This window comes from Vibrio sp. 10N.261.55.F4 (genome assembly GCF_041470465.1).
GTDB lineage: Bacteria > Pseudomonadota > Gammaproteobacteria > Enterobacterales > Vibrionaceae > Vibrio > Vibrio crassostreae_C.
In genome coordinates this window covers 51742-73748 of sequence record NZ_JBFRMM010000002.1, presented here as the reverse complement: position 1 = coordinate 73748, position 22007 = coordinate 51742, and the positions used below count along the sequence as shown (strand labels likewise).

Here is a 22007-nt window from a genome sequence, read left to right as displayed (position 1 = left end):
AACCACAAACACAAGCTAAGGACGCCATTTTGAGTTTTCCAACACGTCACCAACACAACTTTTCTTCACATAACAGTCAAGGTGAGAAACGCACGTTCTATGTCCTGTTATTGACCGTCGTTACCATGGTTGTCGAAATTGTTGCAGGTACTATTTACGGCTCGATGGCATTGCTTGCCGATGGTTGGCACATGGGGACGCACGCCGCAGCGTTTGGTATCACCTTATTTGCATACCGTTATGCGAAGAAACATGCCGAGAGCGAACGTTTCTCTTTCGGTACTGGCAAAGTCAGCGTGTTAGGGGGCTACACCAGCGCGATTGTATTGGGGATTGTGGCATTGTTGATGCTGGTGGAGTCAGTACATCGTTTGTTTAACCCACAAGCGATTCAGTTCAATGAAGCGATCATCGTTGCTTGTATTGGTTTAACCGTAAATGTGGTAAGTATGTTTTTACTCGGCGATCATCATCATGATCACGGACACGAGCATGGCCACAATCATAGTAAGAATCACGGTCATTCACATAGCCATGAGCACGACAGCGACCATGGTCATAAACATGGCGAGCATCACGGACACCATCATGATCACAACCTACGCGCAGCCTACATGCATGTGTTGGCGGATACTCTAACTTCGCTGCTTGCGATTGTTGCGCTGCTATTTGGTAAGTTTTACGGTTGGAACTGGTTAGATGCAGCAATGGGAATGGTTGGCGCATTCGTGATTGCTAAGTGGACGATGAACCTTATGAAACAAACCAGCCCAATCCTGCTGGATGAGAATATCGACCAAGATTATCGTGACTCAGTGACCGAAACCTTAACGCCATATGCATCGGTCACTGATTTCCATATGTGGAAGGTGAGTGGACATCACTATTCAGCAGCGATTACTCTTGAATCAAACAGTGATAAAACCGTCTCTGAATATAAACAAATGCTCGCCAAGTTTGATAAGATTAATCATCTTACTCTTGAAGTGCATTCAAACGACCATGCGAAATATAGAACAGCTTAACCAAATACTGACTGAGTTCTACGATAAAATGTCTTCGTGGGAGCTGTCTGTTGTCAAAGAGACGGGTTACTCCCTGGCTCAAGTACACACCATTGAAGTACTTGGTATGCATGGCGCGTTAAGAATGAAAGAGCTCGCTGAAAAGTTGGGTATCACCACGGGTACACTTACCGTTCAAATCGAAAAGTTGGTTAAAGCCGAATTGATTGAACGCCATGAACACCCAACGGATCGTCGTGCAATTGTGGTGGCATTAACTGATGAGGGTAAGAAGATCCACGTTCACCATAACCAGCTTCACTTGAATTTGGTTAATGAGCTGACGCAAGATATCGAAGAAGACGAGAAAGCGGTGTTATTGAAGTGCCTAACCAAGATGGTAAAAGCGTTTTAGTCAGCCTTAAGTTCGCACCCTAACTTATTAACTGCAAAGCGATTGATTAAGAAATCCAAAAATGGACCTGATTCTAATTGAGTAGGTCCATTTTTTTCGCCGTATACACTTGACTGTACAATCACCAATCGATGGATTCACCGTTTAAAAACCAAGTCAAAACCTCCAATATTGCGCTTCGCTCGTGCTCTTCTGGAGAGCCAAAAAAATGTCATCATAAATAATGCATCCAAATGTGCGTCAAAGTCTTTTAATTCAATGCCTTGTATACCATGAAATTCAAGCCATTTATGTTCCGTCAAATAGCTGTCTCTCACTTTTATCATTCAACTAATGTACATGTATTCAATTTGTGTTATTGATGCTTTTATCTTTAGTGAAAAGATTCATTCTCTGTTTGAATACCATTGAGAATGTCACTGCTGGTGGGCTGAACAGTCGCTAGATTTAGTGCTCATTACTGATACAAAAAATATAACAATAACCAGGTCGCGCAAGTTGGTTATCCATTCTTTGATGCGATTTATTTAGATATTCATAGTTAATTTAGTAAAGACGAGCCACGTATATGAACATAAAGAAAAAGCTCTATTCGTTGGGGATGTTCTCCATCTTCGGCATGATTTCACTGCTGTTTACCACATCACAATTTGCAGACACCACCGCTCAAATGAGCGAAGCCAAACAAATTACCAAAGAGCTTGAAGTGCGTTTGCTCAACCTTCGCCGTAACGAGAAAGATTTTTTACTGCGTAGCGATATGAAATACCTCGACAAGTTCGACGTAAACTACAAAAAATTCTTAGCGTCTGAATCTGAGCTAGATACAGTGCTCAGTGATTTAGGTTTAGCCAACAGCACACACCTACGTGAAGACATCGAAACCTACCACACCAGCTTTGTTAACTTAGTTAAAGCGAGCGAAGTCTATGGGCTATCACGTGACAAAGGTATGCTAGGCGAGTTTCATGTTTTGCTCGATAACATCAGCGCGACAGCCAGTGCGGAACAAAAAATCGAGCTTTACCTGTTCAATGACTTAATTGAGAAGGGGGAGTTTGACCCGAGTGTTCTTTCTATAACTTCAAATATGAGTAGCTCAGCTGCTTTGATTGACGCTGCTCGCCAAGTGGTTGAGCAAAAGCGAGTGATTGGCTTGAAGCACAACGAAGGTCTGCTTGGGCAAGCTCGCTCGGGTTCTCATGCTATCGAAACTCAATTTAAAGAGTTCTCCGCGGTGCTAGACCAACAAACGCAGCAAGAGATGGACAAGCTATCGCTGATCAACAACATCCTTTGCGTCACGCTACTCGTGTCGATCATTCTGTTCAGCTGGTTAATCGTCCGTTCTATCATTGGTAAAATTGAGTCACTGCTTTCGGTGATTCGTAACATCGTTGATTCTAACGACGTGTCTATTCGTTCGCACCTAGATGGCAAAGACGAACTCAGCACTTTAGGCCAATACTTCAACCAACTGTTGGATCAACTGGAAGGGCTTATCGCTGCCTCTCAATCTAAGTCACTGCAACTGACACAAAGCACATCGAACATGCATGATGAGCTAGAGTCAGTAATCAAACAGTTTGAAGTTCAAGCAAATCACACATCTACAATGACAACGTCAGTTCAAGAGATGGTACTCACCATTGGCGAGATCTCTGAAAGCACATCGGTTGCCGCTGAAGGTGTACATCAAGCGAAAGTGAATGCCGATAAAGGCCGTGAAGTGGTGGTTGAAACCATCAGCAACATCACCCAGTTGTCTGAACGTCTTTCAAGCAGCCAAGATTCGATCAGTTCACTGAACCATCATGTTGACCAGATCGGCGATGCAGTAAACATCATCCAAGGCATTGCAGAACAAACTAACCTATTGGCATTGAACGCAGCAATTGAAGCAGCACGTGCGGGTGAACAAGGTCGTGGCTTTGCGGTAGTTGCCGATGAAGTACGCGCACTAGCAAGCAGAACGCATCAATCGACCACAGAGATAACTTCAGTGGTGAGTGCAATTCAAAGCCAGATGCAGGCGTCGATGGCAGAGATTGGCGAGTGTAATCAACAAGGTCAACTAACGCTGAAAGATTCGGAAGAGCTGGATGCGAGCTTGCAACTTATCTTGAGCGACATGGAAAGCATCCAAGGTAATTCAGAACGTATTGCTTCAGCGATTGAAGAGCAGGGCGCAGTAATGGCGCAAGTGAGTGACTCAATTACTGAGCTGAACACTATCTCGAACGACAATAACGCTTCGGCGCAGCATTGCTTAGTTGAAGTGGACAAGGTAGCAGAGCAAGCGAACGATATGGACCAAGCGGTCGCGCAGTTCAAGACTTCATAAACAACATAGAACTTACTAAAACAAAAGGCGTGGATCATCTACGCCTTTTTTGTGCCTGAAATTCAAATAGATAAATGACGAGAATAAAAAAACGGCCCGATCTGGGGGAAGATCTGGGCCGTTATATTACGTATTAAAGGGGGGACTACTTATTTCGGCCTTCCAGCACATCCAGTGCCAGTTCAACCGCTTTATCAATATTGTCGCATCCCGCTAACTTACCTGAGCTGATAGGACCAAGCACATTAGCGTATAACGAGAGCTGCTTGTTAAATGGCAGGCTCAACTGCTCATATAAACGCTGGCGAATCTCGGCATGTTGCTCAGGAGCGTGAGCAGCAAGGCTTTTCAAAGTGTCATAAACAAGAGTGGTGGTAGTGTTCATTCGTCTCTTTATCTTTGAGTGGGGGATTTCTATTTTAATATCATTTGGGTACAAGTTGCTGTGATATATGTCATACAATAAGTCAAATAAACTTAGGGTGAGCATTTTGGTCTTAACTGACAAGTGAGAAATCATCAATGATTTTTAACGCACCTGAAAAATCATTGTTTATGTTGAAAGAATGTTGAAATGCAATGACTTCACAACCACTAGCTAAACCAGCCTGAAGTCCTGGAGCCGAGTCTTCAAAGATAATGGTTTTACTTGCGGTTACATTTAATCTAGATAGCGCCAACAAATAAGCTTCCGGATCTGGCTTGTGCATTGAAACATGCTCTTTAGCGATGACAAGATCAAACAAGTGCTCAAGTTTACAAGCTTCCAGTATTTGGTTAGCCATCCACTGTTGCGCAGAAGTTACAACCGCACATCGCTTCCCAGAAGATTTTAGTTGCTGTAGGAGGCCAACGACACCTTTATTGATAGATAATCTTTGTGAAAGGAGTAATTGATAATGTTCCTTAAATTTATCGTTAAACTCTTGTCTCTCTGGTTCGATTTCTCCAACTTTGAAAAAATACTGAACGACATTTTCCCATTTCATACCCATTACATTTTGATAAATACGGTGGTCAACGATGGAACCATAGTCTTTACAGGTCAGCGCTAATGCTTGGCCTTTGAGCGGCTCGGAGTTTACTAATGTTCCATCCATATCAAAGATAAAGGCGTCGTAATAAAGTTTTATTGGTTCCATTTCAATACGTTAACTCAGGATTAATTCGTTAATGGTGGGTAGCATTCAATAATCTCGACGCCATCGTCTGTTTCTATCGTGATATTTTCAATGCCAGCCGGGCAGAAAAATTTATCGTACTTATTGAGTACTAAAATTTCTTCGTCTAATTTAATCGTACAACTGCCAGCAGCAATAACACCGACATAAAAGTCGTTCTCAGATTTGGTGATGCTGCTAATGACTTTTGTGCGACAAACTCGATATCTGTCGGTTGTTTTGTCATCAATGAGAGACTCTTTTACCGATCCGTCAGCATAAGCTGTTAATAGTTGAGGTGTCTTTTTGTTCTGAGTTGCCACAGCTTCAACCGACTTCTCTGAATAGTCAAAAACATCAAGGCAAAAGTCCAAATCTCGCTTCATGTAGCGAGCTTCTTCAGGAAGTGTATAACCAGCTCGTTCAAACTCAAATCGAACAGCCCAGTCCGATGGTTCCATTATCTCAATCATTAGAATGCCTTCGCCAATCGCGTGAGGCATTCCTCCTGGAATAAAGTAACACTCACCAGGAGATACTTTGATTTTTTCGAAGCAAGTTTTCAGTCGGTTAATGTCTTGTTCAACAATGATCTCTTTCAACGTTTCTTTAGTCGGAGGCGTCTGAAATCCGAGATAAATATAAGGATCATCAATCTCCTCACGAACTTGTAAAATATAGTAGGCTTCAGCCTTGCCTGAATTTGAATCTAGGTGCTTTTGGGCAAACTCTCTGGTTGGGTGTGCTTGGAAATGTAAGCGAATTGAAGAGTCTAGAAACTTAATCAAAACCATAGGGTTAGGACCGAATCTACTGAAGTGCTCTTTACCTAAAAAATACTCAGGATCTAGATCTAATAATTCGGCGAAATCGAGTGAGTGATCGCCGATAATCGCAGTTGATTGACCTTCACTGATTGTTTCTCGACCTGGGTTAACGGCTTTAGTGACCGATGCAATCCAGTCTTCAGGAAAATGAGAGTCGACCGGAACGCTTTCGTTATTAATTTGGTCTAAAACCTTACCACCACTGTAAGAGCGCCAAACGCGGTTCTGACCAAATCGAATCAACTTATTTTTGTATTCCATGCCTAGCCCTTTAAGTTCAGTGTTTTTGTTAAGTTATGTAAAGTTTGCATTGCACCAACCTCTTGAATACATTCGAAAAGGTCGACTATCTTATTTACGAATTCGGCATCTGCAAGAAGGCTAGATTCAAAAATACCATCAATGCTTAATAAAGAAATGACAGCTTCACGAGGCGTTTTACTTTCTTGTTTGATTTGCTTGAACACGCCAGCCATTGGATCATGAACCTCGATAGCATCGCCGTTGTCATCCATGCCAATCACATAAGCCATCCACCCTGCAATGCCCAACTCTAACCAAGTTGTTTGAACAGCATTTTCACGGTTATATTTGAGAGATTCACAAAATCGTGGTGGTAATTTCTGACTTCCGTCCATTGCTATCTGAGAGGTAAGGTGTTTTAAATTTGGGTTAGAGAAACGTTCAATCAGCGAATCTGCGTAAGCTGCAATGTCAGTTTCCTTTGGTAACGACAATGAAGGCGTTTGCTCATTCATCATGAAGTCTAGAATCACCTTCTTAAAATATGGGTCTGAAATCGCTTCTGACACATACTTATAACCACTCAAGTATCCCAAGTACGCAAGAAGTGAGTGACTACCATTTAGCATGCGTAGCTTCATCTCTTCAAAAGGTATGACATCATCGACAAATTGCGCGCCCACTTCATCCCAATTTGGTCGACCAATTGCAAACTTATCTTCTATTACCCATTGTCGAAAAGGTTCACAAGCGATGGCACATGGATCCGAGTAGCCGATAGCTGTTTCTATATAAGATAAGCTTTCTTTACTCGCCGCTGGAACAATACGGTCTACCATAGTGTTTGGGAATGTGACATTAGCCTCTATCCAAGAATACAACTCCAAGTCGACCAATTTTGCAAAACTAAGAATAGCCGACTTCGCTACTTCTCCATTGTTTTGAATATTGTCGCAAGACAATACGGTGAACGCGTTAATATTCCTTTCTTTTCTGAGTCTTAAACCTTCAACGATATAACCGATGGCGGACACTGGACGAGAAGGTGAGTCGAGATCGAGCTGGATGAGACGATTGTTAACATCAAGAGAGCCAGTACTTGGTTCAATGCAATAGCCTTTTTCTGTGATAGTCATTGAGACTATACGAACGTTTGGATTCGCAATTTTTTCGATGATAGTCGACTGACCGTCTAGATCTGGATGTAAGGATTGAGTGATTGCCTTTGATATTTTTATTTGTTCGCTTGTCGCACCTCTCTCCAAAACAGTGTAGCAATGACCTTGCTCTCTTAACTGCTGAATAAGCGATTGTGAACCAAATAAGTTAATGGAACAGATCGTCCAGTTAGACTTTTTATTGTCTAACAATTCGCTTGTATATAAAGCTTGATGAGCTCGATGAAAAGCCCCTAAGCCAATGTGAACAATTCTCTGTTCTTCTTTTAAGTATTGATTTAAAACATTTTTATTCATACTTCCGCACTCTCACTCCAATTTTTAAAATCAGACGGCTATAAAAATTACCATTAGAGAGTAACATTCATTTGTATTATTTAAACGGCATATCATCAGAGATTTATTTTTTTGTGAGAAGTGTCAACCAATTGGTAGACCAATTTTGACAGCCAATATCTAGGGGCGATATAAAAGAAAGCGAAAGGTGTTTAGTTTTTAAATATCACGGTTAGGGATCATTATGAATATCGATATACTTATAGTTATAGGCTACTTCGTTTTCCTCCTCGGAGTAGGTTGGATGTTTCGATCAGCAACGTCATCGACAAGTGATTACTTTAGGGGGGGAGGCAAAATGTTGTGGTGGATGGTTGGGTCCACAGCATTTCTTCAAGCACTGAGTGCTATGACGTTTACTGGCGTAATGGGAAAAGCTCTTGATGTTGGCTTATCCATCTCTGTTATCTTTTTTGCGAATGCTCTTGGTTACTTTTGTAACTACTTATTCTTTGCTGCAAGAGCTCGACAGATGCGAGTTATCAGTCCAATCCAAGGCATTCGCAAACGTTTTGGTCCTGTTAGCGAGCAAGTTGTAACGTGGGCGACGGTACCGTCGAGTGTACTTCAGGCTGCGCTATGGCTGAATGCATTAGCGATCTTTGCAAGTGCGGTATTTAATATCCCAATTGAAACAACGATAGTTGCTGCGGGTATGGTTGTACTTCTTATGTCTCTGGTCGGCGGAAGCTGGGCTGTAGTTGCATCAGACTTTATACAGATGATCATCATTACTGTTGTTACCTTCATAGCGACAATCGTAGCGATATACAAATCTGGTGGTGTAGCACCAATCCTAGAAGCGGGTTTGCCTGATCAAGGGTTTGTTGGAGAAGGGTATAGCTATACCTACTTATTTGTTGGCTGGTTTATCTGTATTTTCATCAAACAGTTCTTCAGTACAAACAATATGATTGATTCTTACCGCTATATTGCAGCAAAAGATACTAATAATGCACGTAAAGCTGCAATCCTAGCGTGTTGTCTAATGGCGTTTGGACCTTTCATTTGGTTCCTTCCTGCTTGGTATGTAAGCGGAAATTACCCAGATATGTCTACATGGGGCCTCGATGTTCTAGGCAAAGATATTTCTAATGCCACCTATTTTGTCTTCGTTCGTAACGAGATGCCCGTTGGGATGGTTGGCTTGATGATGTCAGCTATGTTTGCTGCAACCATGTCGTCAATGGACTCTGCATTAAATAGAAATGCCGGCATATTCATTAAAAACGTTTATGAACCTTACATGGCAAAAGACAAATCAGATAAATCGATCTTGTTTGCAAGTAAAGTTTCTACCGTGGTATTCGGCTTGTTGATTATTGTTTGTGGCTTGTTCATGAGCAAACTGCAAGATTTTGGTCTATTTGATGCACTTATGATGGTGAGTACGCTTGTCGCGTTCCCTGTGCTTATTCCGTCACTGCTTTGTTTCTTTATCAAGAAGACTCCAGATTGGTCATGTTGGGCAACCATTGCCGTAGGCGCTTGTGTTTCAGCCGTTATTGCTTCAACAAATGCACCAATGATCGAAAGCCTGTTTAATTTATCTGAACCATTGTCTAGTCGTGAATTCGCTGAAATGAAATCGATAACCATGGGCGTAACAGGGCACATTATTATCACAGGTGGTTTCTTCTTGCTGACTCAACTTTTCTATAAAGAGCCAACAGGTAAGCGTGCTGAAGAAATCGCAGAGTTCTTTAGTAATGCAGAAACTCCAGTAATTGTAGAAGATTCGCCTCAAAGCTTCGAAGCTGATAGACAACAGTACATTTTACTTGGTCGAGTGTTATTGGCGACAAGTGCAGCGCTTCTCCTATTAACGCTGATACCAAACCCTATGTGGGGAAGAATGTTATTTGTATTAATGGCAGCGATTGTCGGGTTTATATCTTGGCTATTACTACGAGCTGGTAAGTTAAATGATGTAAAACTAAAAGCTTACACTGTCTAATTAAATAAAATATCAGATGAAGCCTTAATAAGGCTTCATCAAAAAAATTAATAATAGGTAATAACTTATGAAGCAAACTTGGCGATGGTATGGTCCAAATGATATTGTAACGCTTAATGATATTCGTCAGGCTGGGGCAACAGGAATCGTAACGGCATTACATCATATTAAGAATGGTGAAATATGGTCTAAAGAAGAAATACTAAAACGTAAAAAGTTAATAGAAGAAAATTCACTTACATGGGAAGTTGTCGAAAGTATCCCTGTTCATGAAGAGATCAAGACTCAAACTGGAAATTTCATTCAATGGATAGAGCACTATAAGCAATCTATTATCAATTTATCTGAATGCGGAGTTGATACAGTTTGCTATAACTTTATGCCAGTTCTTGATTGGACGAGAACAGATTTAGAGTATGTACTCCCAGATGGCTCAAAAGCATTAAGGTTTGACCATATTGACTTTGCTGTTTTTGAGCTATGCATACTAGAACGAGAAGGTGCACATGAAGAGTATTCAAAAGAAGACATTGCACTTGCTCGAACTCGTTTTTCTAACATGCCTGATGACAAAATTGCACAGCTAACATCGAATATCATCGCTGGTCTACCAGGTGCGGAAGAAGGCTATACTCTTCAGCAGTTTAGAGAGCAACTGGATCAGTACCAACACATTGACGGCAATAAGTTACGTGAAAATTTAGTTTACTTCCTAAACGAAATTACCCCAGTGTGTGAAGAGTACGGCGTGAAGTTGGCCATTCACCCTGATGATCCACCACGCCCAATTCTTGGTTTACCGCGAGTGGTATCTACGATTGAAGATATCGAATTCTTGACGCATCGTGTACCGAGCAAAATGAACGGTATTACTATGTGTACCGGGTCTTATGGCGTGCGAGACGATAACGATCTTGTGAAGATGATTGAAACTTTTGGTGATCGAATTTATTTCACGCATCTGCGTTCAACAAAGCGCGAAGAAGAACCCGGCAACTTCCATGAAGCAGCTCATCTCAATGGTGATGTTGATATGTATGAAGTGATATTTGCACTTCTTAAAGAAGAAAATCGTCGTACTAATAATGGACAAAGTGATTTAATTCCAATGCGGCCTGATCATGGTCACCAAATTATTGACGACTTAAATAAAAAAACAAACCCAGGGTATTCTTGCATAGGCCGTTTAAAAGGCTTAGCTGAGATTCGTGGTGTCGAGTATGCATTGACTCGGTCTCATTTTAATTAATGTGTTTTCAATTCGATATTGGGTTTTTAAATTAAGCTAACCCAGGGATATTATCGGATTAGCTTATTTAGTGTCAGTGAAAATATTGATAATCAATAAGGGAAGTCGTTACTGTTACTTCCCTTTATTTATAGGTGATGATATGTCGGTTCAACAAAAATTTGGCGGTGAACTTTCGGATGAGGAATTTAGAAAATTCACCCTATATACAACACAAAGTAATAATAAACATGATGACGAGTCGAGAGCTCAAATCTTAGGCTTCACCAACAATAATGTTCGAGTTGCTCCAGGAGCTATCGTTCGCATTGGTGAAAACCAAATCGGAACACGAAGTTATATAGGCCTATACAGCTACATTAATGGTGATGTGGAGGTTGGTGAAGACGTTTTGGTAGGGCCACATGTTTCTGTCGTTGCGTCTAATCATTTATTTGACCCGACTTCAGAGAGCTTTAGTGGTCGTAGTGATTTGGAAAGCGGAAAGGTCACAATCGCAAAGGGTGTTTGGTTGACATCTGGTGTTGTTGTCACTCCAGGAGTGAGCATCGGTAAATGTTCATTGATTTGTGCTAATTCGGTAGTGACATCCGATGTGCCCCCATATTCGATTTTTGCAGGGACCCCAGCGAAGCAAATTGGTCATATTGATGCAGAGACAGGGCAATATCATTGGTCGAAATAGAGGAGTAACACATGCTACAACTAGAAAGAACGCATGATTTCCAAATTTTTTTGTCGCCTTGTAACGAAATTTCCTCAGTCAATCCCCCAAGTTTCAATTGGCCTCAAGGAGAGTATGGTTCTGCATATAACATCGAACTTGAAGACAAAGACGGTGAGCAAAAATGGGATTGGAAATCGGTGCAGTCTCCTTTACAACCGACATTTCAGTTACCTCAAGGTAGCTATCGCTGGAGAGTGACTTGCCTCAATACTCTAGCAAAATCTGATTGGATTGTTTTTGAAATCACGACGGAGTCAGAAAACTACTTGGCACCGGACGCTATGTCACTATTCTCACTGTGTACTAATAAAGACCAGTTTATGATGTATCTCGATGAAGATATTGACGCAGTCAGCAATGCTTCATTAAGTGCAAGAGACAAGTTACGCAATAGTGTTGAACTAACTGATATAGATGACATTTTATATTCTAATCATTATCGCCGTGGTAATGAAGAAGGGAAGCGTACAGCTATCGCTAACGTAAGACGTTGGATTGATCGCGATCTTATCGCACTAACATTACTATATAAGGTGTGGGGTGATGAGGTGGCAGGACATAAGGCATGCCAAATTTTATTGCGCTTATCCGAGTGGAGCCCTGAAGGCCCGGCGTCACTGTTAAGGCCTTGTACGTGGGGAGATGAAATTGGCCTGTCAATGACGCGAAATTTGTATCTTGCCTATCATTGGTTGTCTCCATTGCTGACGACCGACGAGTGTTCATTCGTCAGGCCGCTCTTAATTCGATATGCCTATCAAATGGAAGAGCGCTTAGAGCAAGATAAGTTTAAACAGTACCCGGGACATTCACATACATCGCGTTTGCCTGCTTACTTAGGCGTTGCTGCCCTTGTGTTACACAAAGAGTTTGAACTTAAAACTTGTGAACGTTGGCTTAATTACGCCTTAATGATTTACCGAGGTGTGTTGCCTTTCTATGGCGGAAAAGATGGCAGTTGGGTTGAGGGGCCTTTTTATTCTTCTTCCTATACCAAGTGGCACCATCCGTTTTTCTTGTCGGTTGAGCGTTTAAGTGGCTTTTCTTTCTATAATCACCCGTTTTATAAGAATTACGTTAAGTTTGCTTTGGACTTTGTGGCGAATAACGATCGAATTCATCCCTTTGGTGATGGCTTCTGGTGCAAGAGAGAAGGTAAAGAGTGGCCTGGTTTCTTTGCGCAAAATCCACTCAGAATATATGCACCACGGTATGGTTGTACGAAGTCGATATTAGAGTCCAAGAAGTTAGAGTCCAATATTGAGACTTACAAGCTCCATTTATTAGATATAGTACCGACGTATCCGCAGTTACAATTTGAAAAATCGGGTCAACATTCAACCGTTTCTAATACGTTAATGACTTCAAATGAGGCGTTTGTTTCTGACGAGACTGCTCTGTGTGTGAGCCCTGCGTCGAACAACATTTACTATTCATACGCAGGGTTAGGTAAAACTGCCCATAGTAAAATGTCGGTGTACTACCGAGCAAGTAAGTTTGGTAATAGTTCTCATCGCCATGCTGATCAAGGGAATGTTGCACTAGTCGATGATGGCGTTAATGTTCTTACTCCGAGTGGCAGTTATGGCTATAGGTTTGGTAGCAAACATCATAGTTTATGGACTCGAACTACGCAGGCGCATAATTTACCCTTATTTGGTGGTGTCAATTTAGACGATAGCGTTACCAACGCGACTGAAGGTCAGAAGATAGATTGCGCAACAGCTCAAGCAACAGTAATCACTCGAATTGATAGCAATGAGTTTCAATGTGTCGTTCTAGATCTCGCGAATGCTTATGAGAGTTGTGAGTCGTTTGTGCGAACAATAATACAAATTGCAGATAACGGGGTCGTTATTGTCGACAACATTAGGCTATCTGAACCCAAATCGATGCAATGGCGAGCCCATACCCCGCTCGAAGTTGTTATTAAGGGGGGGAGTGTTGATTTGTACCATGAACAAGAAACTTATTATCTTGGAATGATGAGTGATCCTTCTTGTGTAGTTAAGTTAACAAGTGAAATTGATGACGGTGATGGTTTCAAAGGGAATGTTGAATCTGACGCTCAGAAAGATATTAAACATCTAGAATGGTTCATAGAAGAACAGCAGCAACATCAAGTGGTTATGAGTTGCTTAAAACAACCAATAGATTACGTGTTAACTGACGAAAATACTTTGATACTTGCCCATGCGGGCCAGTCTTTTAAGCTCAATGTAGAAACTGGTGAGGAGATCACTCCGTAAAAATCAGGTGACATAAGTATTTTATGTCACCAATTTTCTAAAGATTGTCTTTTGATGTCGCGATAGCGGGAATGGAGTTAAACAGATAACCATCAAAATTAGGGTCGGTAAAATCAGAAAGCTCTAAAAGCCTAATCTTCACATGTTCTAGATGTTGCCACATCGCTTGCTTGGCTTCGATTGGGTTCTTGCGTCTCATTGCTAGCAAAATAGCAGCATGATCATCTAGCCACTCTTTCCTATAGTCTTGGATCTCGATATGTGTATGCAGTATCTTCCACATAGGGCTAGACTCACGACGTTCCCACGATTCCTTTAGAATATCGACCAGCACAGAATTCTGTGTCGCTTCGGCAATACACTGATGGAACATTCTGTCACCAACCGGATTTTGGACATTGTTTTCAATTTCGCGGCGCTCAATTTCTAGAGCTTCACGCATTTTTTCGATATCAGCAGGGGTTGCTTGTGTTGCAGCAAACTCAGCAATACTGCTTTCCAATAACTGTCTTGCTTGAAGCATTTCAAAAGGACCTACATCTTCATTTTGTGCCACTGTTGATGTAGTCGGTAAGTTAACGATGTACACTCCCGAGCCTTTCTTTACTTCAACGAGTCCCTCAAGTTCCAGCATGATGATTGCTTCTCTAACCACAGCTCTGCTCACGGATAGACGCTCAGCAATATCTCGCTCGGGCGGTAAACGACTTCCAATCGGGTAAAGACCATCAGATAGTTCTTTTCTCAAGATAAGACCGAGGGTTTGATAAGGGCGTTTGGGTTCGAAGTTGATCATGGAAATGCAGTGTACCTTTGGATCTGTGGTTTGAATTGAAAGTTTTCGCTAACTCGAAAGTCATTTTAAACGCTTATAAATGTCAATTCGAGTAAAAACCTAACTAATCCAACTCTAATTGTATCAAAGCGTAACGGTTCGTTGTGGTCACTTTTATGTACATGAACAAAAGGTTATCAACTTCGATATTAAACTTTCAAAAGCCATACAAGGAACGCGCTCATAGTTTTGAAGTGAGATTAAGCGTATTTCGTATAATCTTGAGTTTTTGATCAATAGCACAAGCCGTGAATAACCGCTATGTTCAATAGAGTTATATCACCTAACAAGTTGATATTGATAATAAACAACGGTGCTTGTAAAAATACAGATATAAACTTCAAGCCTAATCTGATTGAGAGTAAAAGGAACAACATGCACTACGACGTATTCAACGGAGACGCAGATGGCATAATCGCGTTGTTACAGCTGCGATTAAGTGAGCCAAGAGAGAGCGTGCTCATTACTGGTGTTAAGCGTGATATTAAGTTGGTCTCTCAAGTTGTTACTCAAACTATGGAGCCGGGTAAGCAAGGTGATGTTTCTTCCGTTACCGTTTTAGATGTATCGATGGAGAAAAACCTGCCTGCACTGCACTCACTGCTAGACGCAAACATCAATGTATTTTATTGCGATCACCACCGAACAGGGGATGTCCCAACTTCTAGTCATTTAGATACTCTGATTGATACCGCGCCAGAGAGCTGCACGAGCTTGCTGATTAACCAGAAGCTGAATGGTGCGTATGTGGCTTGGGCAATCGCAGCTGCCTTTGGCGACAATCTAAAAACGGTGGCGGCGCGGCTAGCGGATGAAAATGGATTCGCTCAATCTCAAAAAGAGTTTCTAGAAGAGCTAGGTACCTTGATTAACTACAACGGTTACGGTTCGTCACTCAGTGATTTGCATTTCACGCCAGCTGAGCTCTACGAAACCCTTTATCAATACCCGAACCCGTTTGATCTTTTGGATGATAAAGACTCGGTGTTTTATCGACTGCGAGCTGCTTATCAAAATGATTGCCAGCAGTTATCAAACCTTGCTCCTGTTTATGAAAGTGAAGTCGCACGTGTGTTTGAACTACCAGGCGAGACTTGGGCAAGGCGCATCAGTGGCGTATTTGGTAATGAAATCGTTAATCAAGATCCAAACCGAGCGCAAGCAGTATTAACGAAAAACCAAGACGGCGAGTCTTACACGGTGAGCTTACGTGCGCCATTATCAAATAGAACGGGTGCAGACGAAATTTGCTCAAGTTTTGCGACTGGCGGAGGAAGAAAAGCAGCGGCTGGAATTAATCAACTTAATGAACTTGATAAGGTGAATTTTATTTCACTATTGGATGCATATTATTCATCTGGCACTGACGGTTAACTGAAAAACTCCCGACGTATACATTCAAAATCCTACAAATTCTTGCTCCTATATTCCGTTATACGTGTGTATTGCTAGCACATGTATGATGGCTATATCCAGGCTGTTTTAGTGATATCACTCGCAATGGTATCTGGTCTTAGGTCAGTAATTACGGCGTATTTGGGGTGATTTTTGCCGATTTAAAGTTTATTTTTTCCTATCGGTGATTTTTTATATTTTTGGTTAATTATCTTAGTGAATTAAGATTGATTAAGTATTTTCATGGTCAATGTATTCGACCGAAAATAACAGTTTTTAGCATTTCAATTTGAATAAAAAGTCAAAGTCATATTGATTCTGATATTCAATCTGTGACTTAAAATCACAAGTTAAATCAAAGGTCATCTTTTCCTAAAAATTCCATTACTTCTCTATAAATATTCATGATTACAATGAATTGGTTCGGTTGTGATTGGCACAGCTGTTAAGTAAGGAAGTGGGACTAATGTTGAAACGTAAAGCTCTACAATTAGCAGTATCGCTCGGCATGGCGGCAATGTCTGGCGCTGTTTATGCGAATGGTTCAGATATGACGAATCCAGACTCTGGCGTGGTGGTTGGCTATTGGCATAACTGGTGTGACGGTGGCGGCTACCAAGGTGGTAATGCGCCATGTGTGACGCTGGATGAAGTGAACCCAATGTACAACATCGTGAATGTGTCATTCATGAAGGTCTACGATGTGGCTGATGGTCGAATCCCAACTTTTAAACTGGACCCAACCATTGGGCTTTCAGAAGAACAATTTATTGACCAAATCTCGGAACTCAACAAGCAAGGTCGCTCTGTGCTGTTGGCTTTAGGTGGTGCGGATGCACACGTAGAGCTAGAAACCGGTGATGAAAGAGCCTTTGCTGATGAGATTATCCGTCTAACTGAGCGTTACGGTTTCGATGGCCTAGATATCGACCTTGAACAAGCAGCCGTAACCGCAGCAAACAATCAAACCGTGATTCCTGATGCTCTTAAGTTGGTAAAAGACCACTACCGTGCTGAAGGTAAAAACTTCCTTATTACTATGGCGCCTGAGTTCCCGTATCTCACGACAGGCGGTAAGTACGTTCCTTATATCGATAATCTAGAAGGCTATTACGACTGGATTAACCCACAATTCTACAACCAAGGTGGCGATGGTATCTGGGTTGAAGGCGTGGGTTGGATTGCTCAAAACAACGATGCGTTAAAAGAAGAGTTCATCTACTACATTTCTGATTCTCTTATCAACGGAACGCGTGGTTTCCACAAGATCCCACATGACAAGCTCGTGTTTGGTATTCCTTCAAGCATCGATGCTGCAGCAACCGGTTTTGTACAAGAGCCACAAGATTTATACGACGCATTTGATAGCCTAACGGCGCAAGGTCAACCGCTACGTGGTGTGATGACTTGGTCTATCAACTGGGACATGGGCACCAACAAAAACGGCCAACAATACAACGAGCAGTTCATTAAAGACTACGGCCCGTTTGTACACGGTCAGGTAACGCCACCACCAGTCGAGGGCGAGCCCGTTCTTAAAGGTGTCGAAAATACGCGTGTTCTTCACGGCACAACGTTTGATCCTATGGATGGCGTGACGGCAACAGACAAAGAAGACGGCGATCTAACGTCATCAATCGATGTTGAAGGTTACGTTGAAACCAGTGTTATTGGCACTTACGTTTTGACTTACCGAGTGAAAGACAGCGATAACAACGAAACCACTAAAGCGAGAACGGTAGAGGTTTACAGCCAGAAGCCAGTATTTAATGGCGTATCTGACACAACAGTTGTGTTGGGTACTGCATTTGATGCTATGGCAGGCGTGACGGCGAATGATGCTGAAGATGGCGACCTGACAAGCACTATTACACACACTGGCAGTGTCGATGTAAATGAAATCGGCAACTACACACTTGTGTATAGCGTGACAGACAGCGCGAACCAAACCGTAACCGTTGACCGTAAAGTGTCTGTAACTGATGGTTCTAACTGTGCTGCTGCATGGGATGCCGACACCGTTTATGTTGAAGGTGACCAAGTATCTCATGACGGTTCAACGTGGGGAGCAGGTTGGTACACTCGCGGCGAAGAGCCAGGAACAACAGGTGAGTGGGGCGTTTGGAGAAAAGTTTCAGACTCTTCATGTGGTGGTAACCCAGATCCGGGCGATGACTTAGAGCTTTCGGTTTCAGGACTTCAATCACAATATGCGCCAGATAACGGCAACGTGCGTTTAGATCTGACACTGACATCAAATGAAGCATTAGATGTTACCGCTATGGTGATCAACAGTGCAGGTACTGTGGTTGAGCAAACTAAGGTTAACGTAACGGACAGCCGTGCTATTACCATCGACTTATACGATGTAGCGGAAGGGCAATATGCACTTGAAGTAGTCGGTAAAGCATCTGACGGTGAAATGGTGATGGTAAACGATTCGTTCGCTGTTAAAGACGGTGGCGGAACAACACCTCCTCCAGGTGATTACCCTCCATATGAAGCGGGCACAAACTACGCAGCGGGTGACATTGTGGTCGGCAGCGATAATGGCTTGTACGAATGTAAGCCTTGGCCATACACGGCATGGTGTGCAAGCGCGTCTTACGCTCCAGCAGATAGCCAATACTGGCAAGATGCTTGGACAAAGCTGTAGTCTGATAGCTCAACGCTAGCAATATAAAGTAGACGATCAAAGAGAGGCCATTGTGCCTCTCTTTTTTATGTTTAAACAGTTCTGACTTAGAGCTTTAAAACCCACTTAACCTTAAACTCTGCTCTGCATATTGCTCTAGATCAAAATAGGAGTGATTATCAATTGTATTACATGTTAAGAAATAGCACTATGCGCACATTGAATTTTATATATTGTTAATATTTGCATAATGAATCTTGCTCAAGTCGACCTCAATCTACTCGTTATTCTTAAACACCTTCTTGAAGAGAAGCACGTTTCCAACACGGCATTGGCGCTGGATATGAGCCAACCTACGGTGAGCCGATCTCTGCAAAAACTGCGTACCGTTTTCAATGATGATCTATTGGTGCGAGCGGCTTATGGCTATGAGTTAACGCCAAAAGCAGAAGCCATTAAGCAAGATCTCAATTCGGTACTGACACGTTTAGAAAAGCTGGTACATGGCGATGTATTCGAACCGCAAAGCAGTGACAGTACGGTTCGCTTCTTTGGTTTAGTGCCTAATGTCGCGCACTTGCTGCCCAAGGTAGTTGCGGAGATACGTCAACAAGCGCCAAACATGACTGTTGATATCGACTCGATTCCTAAACGACACTTTGAGCCTCTGTTATCCGGTGATGCGCACTTTGTGTTGTCGACCCACGAGCCGTTAAGTTCAGAGCAAAATTTGTATCGAATGTTCGTGATTAGCCGCGATTACCGTTTGCTGATGAGTAAAAAACATCCTTTGGCGGACAAAGAGATCACGGTTGATGACTTGTTGAATAGCCAACTTGGTCAAATCTCACTGCAAGGGGATAAGAAGCTCTCGATCGAAAGTCGATTTAAAGATCTTGGCTTGATTGATAAGCAGCGCCAGCTGTCCATTCCAATTCAGCTTTCCAATTTTAACGTTGCGCCGGATATGGCAGAAGCAACCGACATCATCTTTCATTTACCGACACCTTTTGCTCAACAAGCCGCTACGCAAAGAGATCTTGTTTGTAAACGCGTGCCTAAAGCGTTGCGCCACCCATCAGAAGACGTCTACTTATACTGGCATAAGCGCTTTCATAACGACCCGATGTGTCGCTGGGTTCGCAATATATTCAAAGAGCTTTATACATAATCCATCTGCAGGGTGAATGAAAATTACGAATACCTATCAAGTTGGATATAGATCTCTTTCATTATTTGAATGGTGAATAACGAGAATCGATTTTTGGTATGAAACTTTCGTTGATAAGAGTGGTAGTTGGTTGTTTAATGCAAACCATTATCATTACCAATCACATATAAGAATGAATATCATGTCTGAGAGATCTCTTTTGATTCGCAAACCTCTTTTGGTTCGTAAACCCCTTTCGATCGCAGTCGCTGTTATTTGTACCTCACTTTCAGCTAACGTGTTGGCGCAAGAAGAAGCGCAAGCAACAGATGAGCAAATGGTTGTTACGGCAACTCGTACCGAGATGGCACTAAAACAAGCGCCAGCTTCAATGTCGGTTATCACCGCGCAAGACATTGAAGACAGCCCTGATATTACCTTGGCGGACATCGTTGCAGAATCAACGAGTGTAGAGTCTGATTTTGATAGCACACGTGCTGGCCGTCAGATGATCTCTATTCGTGGTATGGATTCAGATTACACTCTTATCATGGTGAACGGTCGTCGTTTAAGCTCTGCAAGTGCCATCATCCGTGGTAACGACTTTGACCTATCAACGATTCCTGCTGATTCGATCGAACGTGTTGAAATAATCCGTGGCCCAATGTCTGCACTTTACGGTTCAGATGGTATGGGCGGTACAATCAACATCATCACTAAGGCTCCAGAAAACGATTGGAGCTCTACACTGAGCATGGACACTTCATCTCCACTTGATGGTGATGGAGGGGAAGAGTATTCGATGGGCTTCACGACATCTGGTGCGTTGATTGAAGACGAGTTGTTTGCTCGCCTATCTGTTAACCAAACTAGCCGTGATGCTTGGCAACCCTATTCTGGTACGCATAGCTCTGGTTACGATCGTTCAGACATTACTGCGTTAGAAGAAAGAGAGACATTAAGCTTACTCGCGAGCCTGACATGGAATGCGACAGACAACCAAACCATTGATTTCGATTTTGGTTACAGTGACGACGAACGTGAGTCATCTGCGGAAAACGTATCATCTGTGATTGAGTCTGACACACGTGTTGTACGTCAGAGCCAAGCGATCACACATAGTGGTTTTTGGAGCTGGGGTGACACGCAAGTACGTTATTCACGTGAAAATGTGACAGATAATGATGCTGCGGACTCAGATACTAACTATAGCAGTGACATCGAAGAGCTGACTCAAATTGTTGAAGCTTCGGCGACCACGTATCTTGGTGATAGTCACACCGTAACGTTTGGTATGGACTACCAGTTGAGTGAATTAACCAACAAAGAAAACTTAGTCAATGGTACATCTGAAGCTTATCAAGGTGCGTTATTTGTTCAAGACCAATGGTTAATGACGGATCAACTAACGGCAACCATTGGTGGTCGTTTAGATAAGCATGAACTGTACGGTGAAGAGTTCAGCCCACGTGTGTACTTGGTTCATCAAACAACGAATGACCTGATCATCAAGGGTGGTGTGGGTAAAGCATTTAAAGCACCAACATTGACTCAAAATCAGACAAACTACACAGTTAATAGCTGTAAAGGCGTATGTGATTTACATGGTAATGAAGATCTTAAGCCCGAAACCAGCTTGAACTATGAGATCGCTGCGATTTATAGCCAACCTCGTTGGAATGTTGAAGGTGCCTTATTCCGAAATGAAATCAACGACCTAATTGATCGTGATGAAACCTATTGTGAGAACGGCGGAGTGTTTGAATCGGGTAAAGGTTGCGCTGATAGTTCAAGCTCAACTGGCTATGTGAATGGTAAGCGTACTTATACAAACGTATCAGAGGCTGTAGTTCAAGGTGCTGAGCTTACAGGCCAATTCCAAATTACTGATGAATGGGGTGTGTCTGGTAATTACACATTCTTAGACACTGAAGATAAGTCTACTGGTGACGAATTACTTGAGCGTTACAAGCATTCGGGTTTAGTTAAACTGAACTGGAGCCCAACTTACGATCTAAGTACTTTCGTGAGTGCGCGTTACCGTGGTGAACGTCAGATCGAAAGCGATCTAACTCAAGACGCTTACACAACGCTGAACCTAGGTGCTGTCTACAACGTGAATGCTTCAGTACGACTACGTGCAGGTATCACGAACTTAACTGACGAAGCTGTATCACAAGAGCTAGAGAGCATGGGCTATGTTGAAGAGCCACGTACTTACTACGTAGGTATGACAGCGGACTTCTAATTTAGAGTTCAGTAACTGATAGCTTGATACAAAAGAACCCACACTGGCTGATGCT

Annotated in this window: 16 protein-coding genes; 11 read left to right on the top strand and 5 right to left on the bottom strand. The window is 42.4% G+C overall.

Features of this window, described 5'->3' with window-relative positions; genetic code table 11:
• Positions 1–29 precede the first annotated feature (29 nt).
• The 3 genes from dmeF (at position 30) to AB4249_RS01110 (ending at position 3763) form a co-directional block, all read left to right on the top strand.
• Positions 30–1025 carry a CDF family Co(II)/Ni(II) efflux transporter DmeF gene (gene dmeF / locus AB4249_RS01120; RefSeq protein ID WP_017063982.1) on the top strand — a complete coding sequence of 332 codons (996 nt, stop codon included), beginning with the start codon at positions 30–32 and terminating at the stop codon, positions 1023–1025.
• Entirely contained in the window at positions 1003–1419 is a 417-nt protein-coding gene (locus tag AB4249_RS01115; RefSeq protein WP_372102184.1) for a MarR family winged helix-turn-helix transcriptional regulator, read from the top strand. Before dmeF ends, AB4249_RS01115 begins: the two co-directional genes overlap by 23 nt.
• A gap of 619 nt (positions 1420–2038) precedes the next feature.
• Entirely contained in the window at positions 2039–3763 is a 1725-nt protein-coding gene (locus AB4249_RS01110) for a methyl-accepting chemotaxis protein (RefSeq protein WP_372102310.1), read from the top strand.
• A gap of 145 nt (positions 3764–3908) precedes the next feature.
• On the opposite strand, the gene AB4249_RS01105 is transcribed toward AB4249_RS01110, so the two are convergent.
• From AB4249_RS01105 to AB4249_RS01090, 4 genes are all read right to left on the bottom strand, one after another.
• Positions 3909–4148, bottom strand: coding sequence for a PAS factor family protein (locus AB4249_RS01105; protein ID WP_004733935.1), 240 nt, complete (start codon positions 4146–4148; stop codon positions 3909–3911).
• A 112-nt stretch (positions 4149–4260) separates the two neighbouring features.
• Positions 4261–4905 carry an HAD family phosphatase gene (locus tag AB4249_RS01100; RefSeq protein WP_065583616.1) on the bottom strand — a complete coding sequence of 215 codons (645 nt, stop codon included), beginning with the start codon at positions 4903–4905 and terminating at the stop codon, positions 4261–4263.
• A 20-nt stretch (positions 4906–4925) separates the two neighbouring features.
• On the bottom strand, positions 4926–6011 hold the full coding sequence (locus AB4249_RS01095) for a class I mannose-6-phosphate isomerase (RefSeq protein ID WP_065583617.1): 1086 nt from the start codon (positions 6009–6011) through the stop codon (positions 4926–4928).
• A 2-nt stretch (positions 6012–6013) separates the two neighbouring features.
• Positions 6014–7468 carry a mannitol dehydrogenase family protein gene (locus AB4249_RS01090; protein WP_102333272.1) on the bottom strand — a complete coding sequence of 485 codons (1455 nt, stop codon included), beginning with the start codon at positions 7466–7468 and terminating at the stop codon, positions 6014–6016.
• A 223-nt stretch (positions 7469–7691) separates the two neighbouring features.
• Between AB4249_RS01090 and AB4249_RS01085 the strand changes: the two genes are divergently transcribed.
• The 4 genes from AB4249_RS01085 (at position 7692) to AB4249_RS01070 (ending at position 13689) form a co-directional block, all read left to right on the top strand.
• Positions 7692–9464, top strand: coding sequence for a sodium:solute symporter family transporter (locus tag AB4249_RS01085; RefSeq protein ID WP_065583619.1), 1773 nt, complete (start codon positions 7692–7694; stop codon positions 9462–9464).
• A gap of 67 nt (positions 9465–9531) precedes the next feature.
• Positions 9532–10713, top strand: a complete 1182-nt coding sequence (gene uxuA / locus AB4249_RS01080; RefSeq protein ID WP_065583620.1) for a mannonate dehydratase — start codon at positions 9532–9534, stop codon at positions 10711–10713.
• Positions 10714–10855: 142 nt separating this feature from the next.
• A complete protein-coding gene (locus tag AB4249_RS01075) occupies positions 10856–11398 on the top strand; it encodes an acyltransferase (RefSeq protein WP_065101257.1) in 543 nt (180 codons plus the stop codon).
• 11 nt (positions 11399–11409) lie between these two features.
• A complete protein-coding gene (locus AB4249_RS01070) occupies positions 11410–13689 on the top strand; it encodes a heparinase II/III family protein (protein ID WP_372102183.1) in 2280 nt (759 codons plus the stop codon).
• Between the two features lie 37 nt (positions 13690–13726).
• Here AB4249_RS01070 and AB4249_RS01065 read toward each other — a convergent pair whose 3' ends face one another.
• Positions 13727–14485, bottom strand: coding sequence for an FCD domain-containing protein (locus AB4249_RS01065; RefSeq protein ID WP_083190198.1), 759 nt, complete (start codon positions 14483–14485; stop codon positions 13727–13729).
• 414 nt (positions 14486–14899) lie between these two features.
• On the opposite strand from AB4249_RS01065, the gene AB4249_RS01060 reads away from it, so the two are divergent.
• The 4 genes from AB4249_RS01060 to AB4249_RS01045 all read left to right on the top strand — a co-directional run bounded on the left by AB4249_RS01060 (position 14900) and on the right by AB4249_RS01045 (position 21952).
• Entirely contained in the window at positions 14900–15898 is a 999-nt protein-coding gene (locus AB4249_RS01060; RefSeq protein WP_065583623.1) for an acetyltransferase, read from the top strand.
• Positions 15899–16385: 487 nt separating this feature from the next.
• Positions 16386–18575: an immunoglobulin-like domain-containing protein gene (locus tag AB4249_RS01055; RefSeq protein WP_372102182.1), complete on the top strand. Its 2190-nt coding sequence runs from the start codon at positions 16386–16388 to the stop codon at positions 18573–18575.
• 229 nt (positions 18576–18804) lie between these two features.
• The gene (locus AB4249_RS01050; protein WP_017059189.1) at positions 18805–19725 is read left to right on the top strand and encodes a LysR family transcriptional regulator; all 921 of its coding nucleotides are present in this window, start codon (positions 18805–18807) and stop codon (positions 19723–19725) included.
• A gap of 181 nt (positions 19726–19906) precedes the next feature.
• Positions 19907–21952, top strand: coding sequence for a TonB-dependent receptor domain-containing protein (locus AB4249_RS01045; RefSeq protein ID WP_372102181.1), 2046 nt, complete (start codon positions 19907–19909; stop codon positions 21950–21952).
• Positions 21953–22007: the final 55 nt, after the last annotated feature.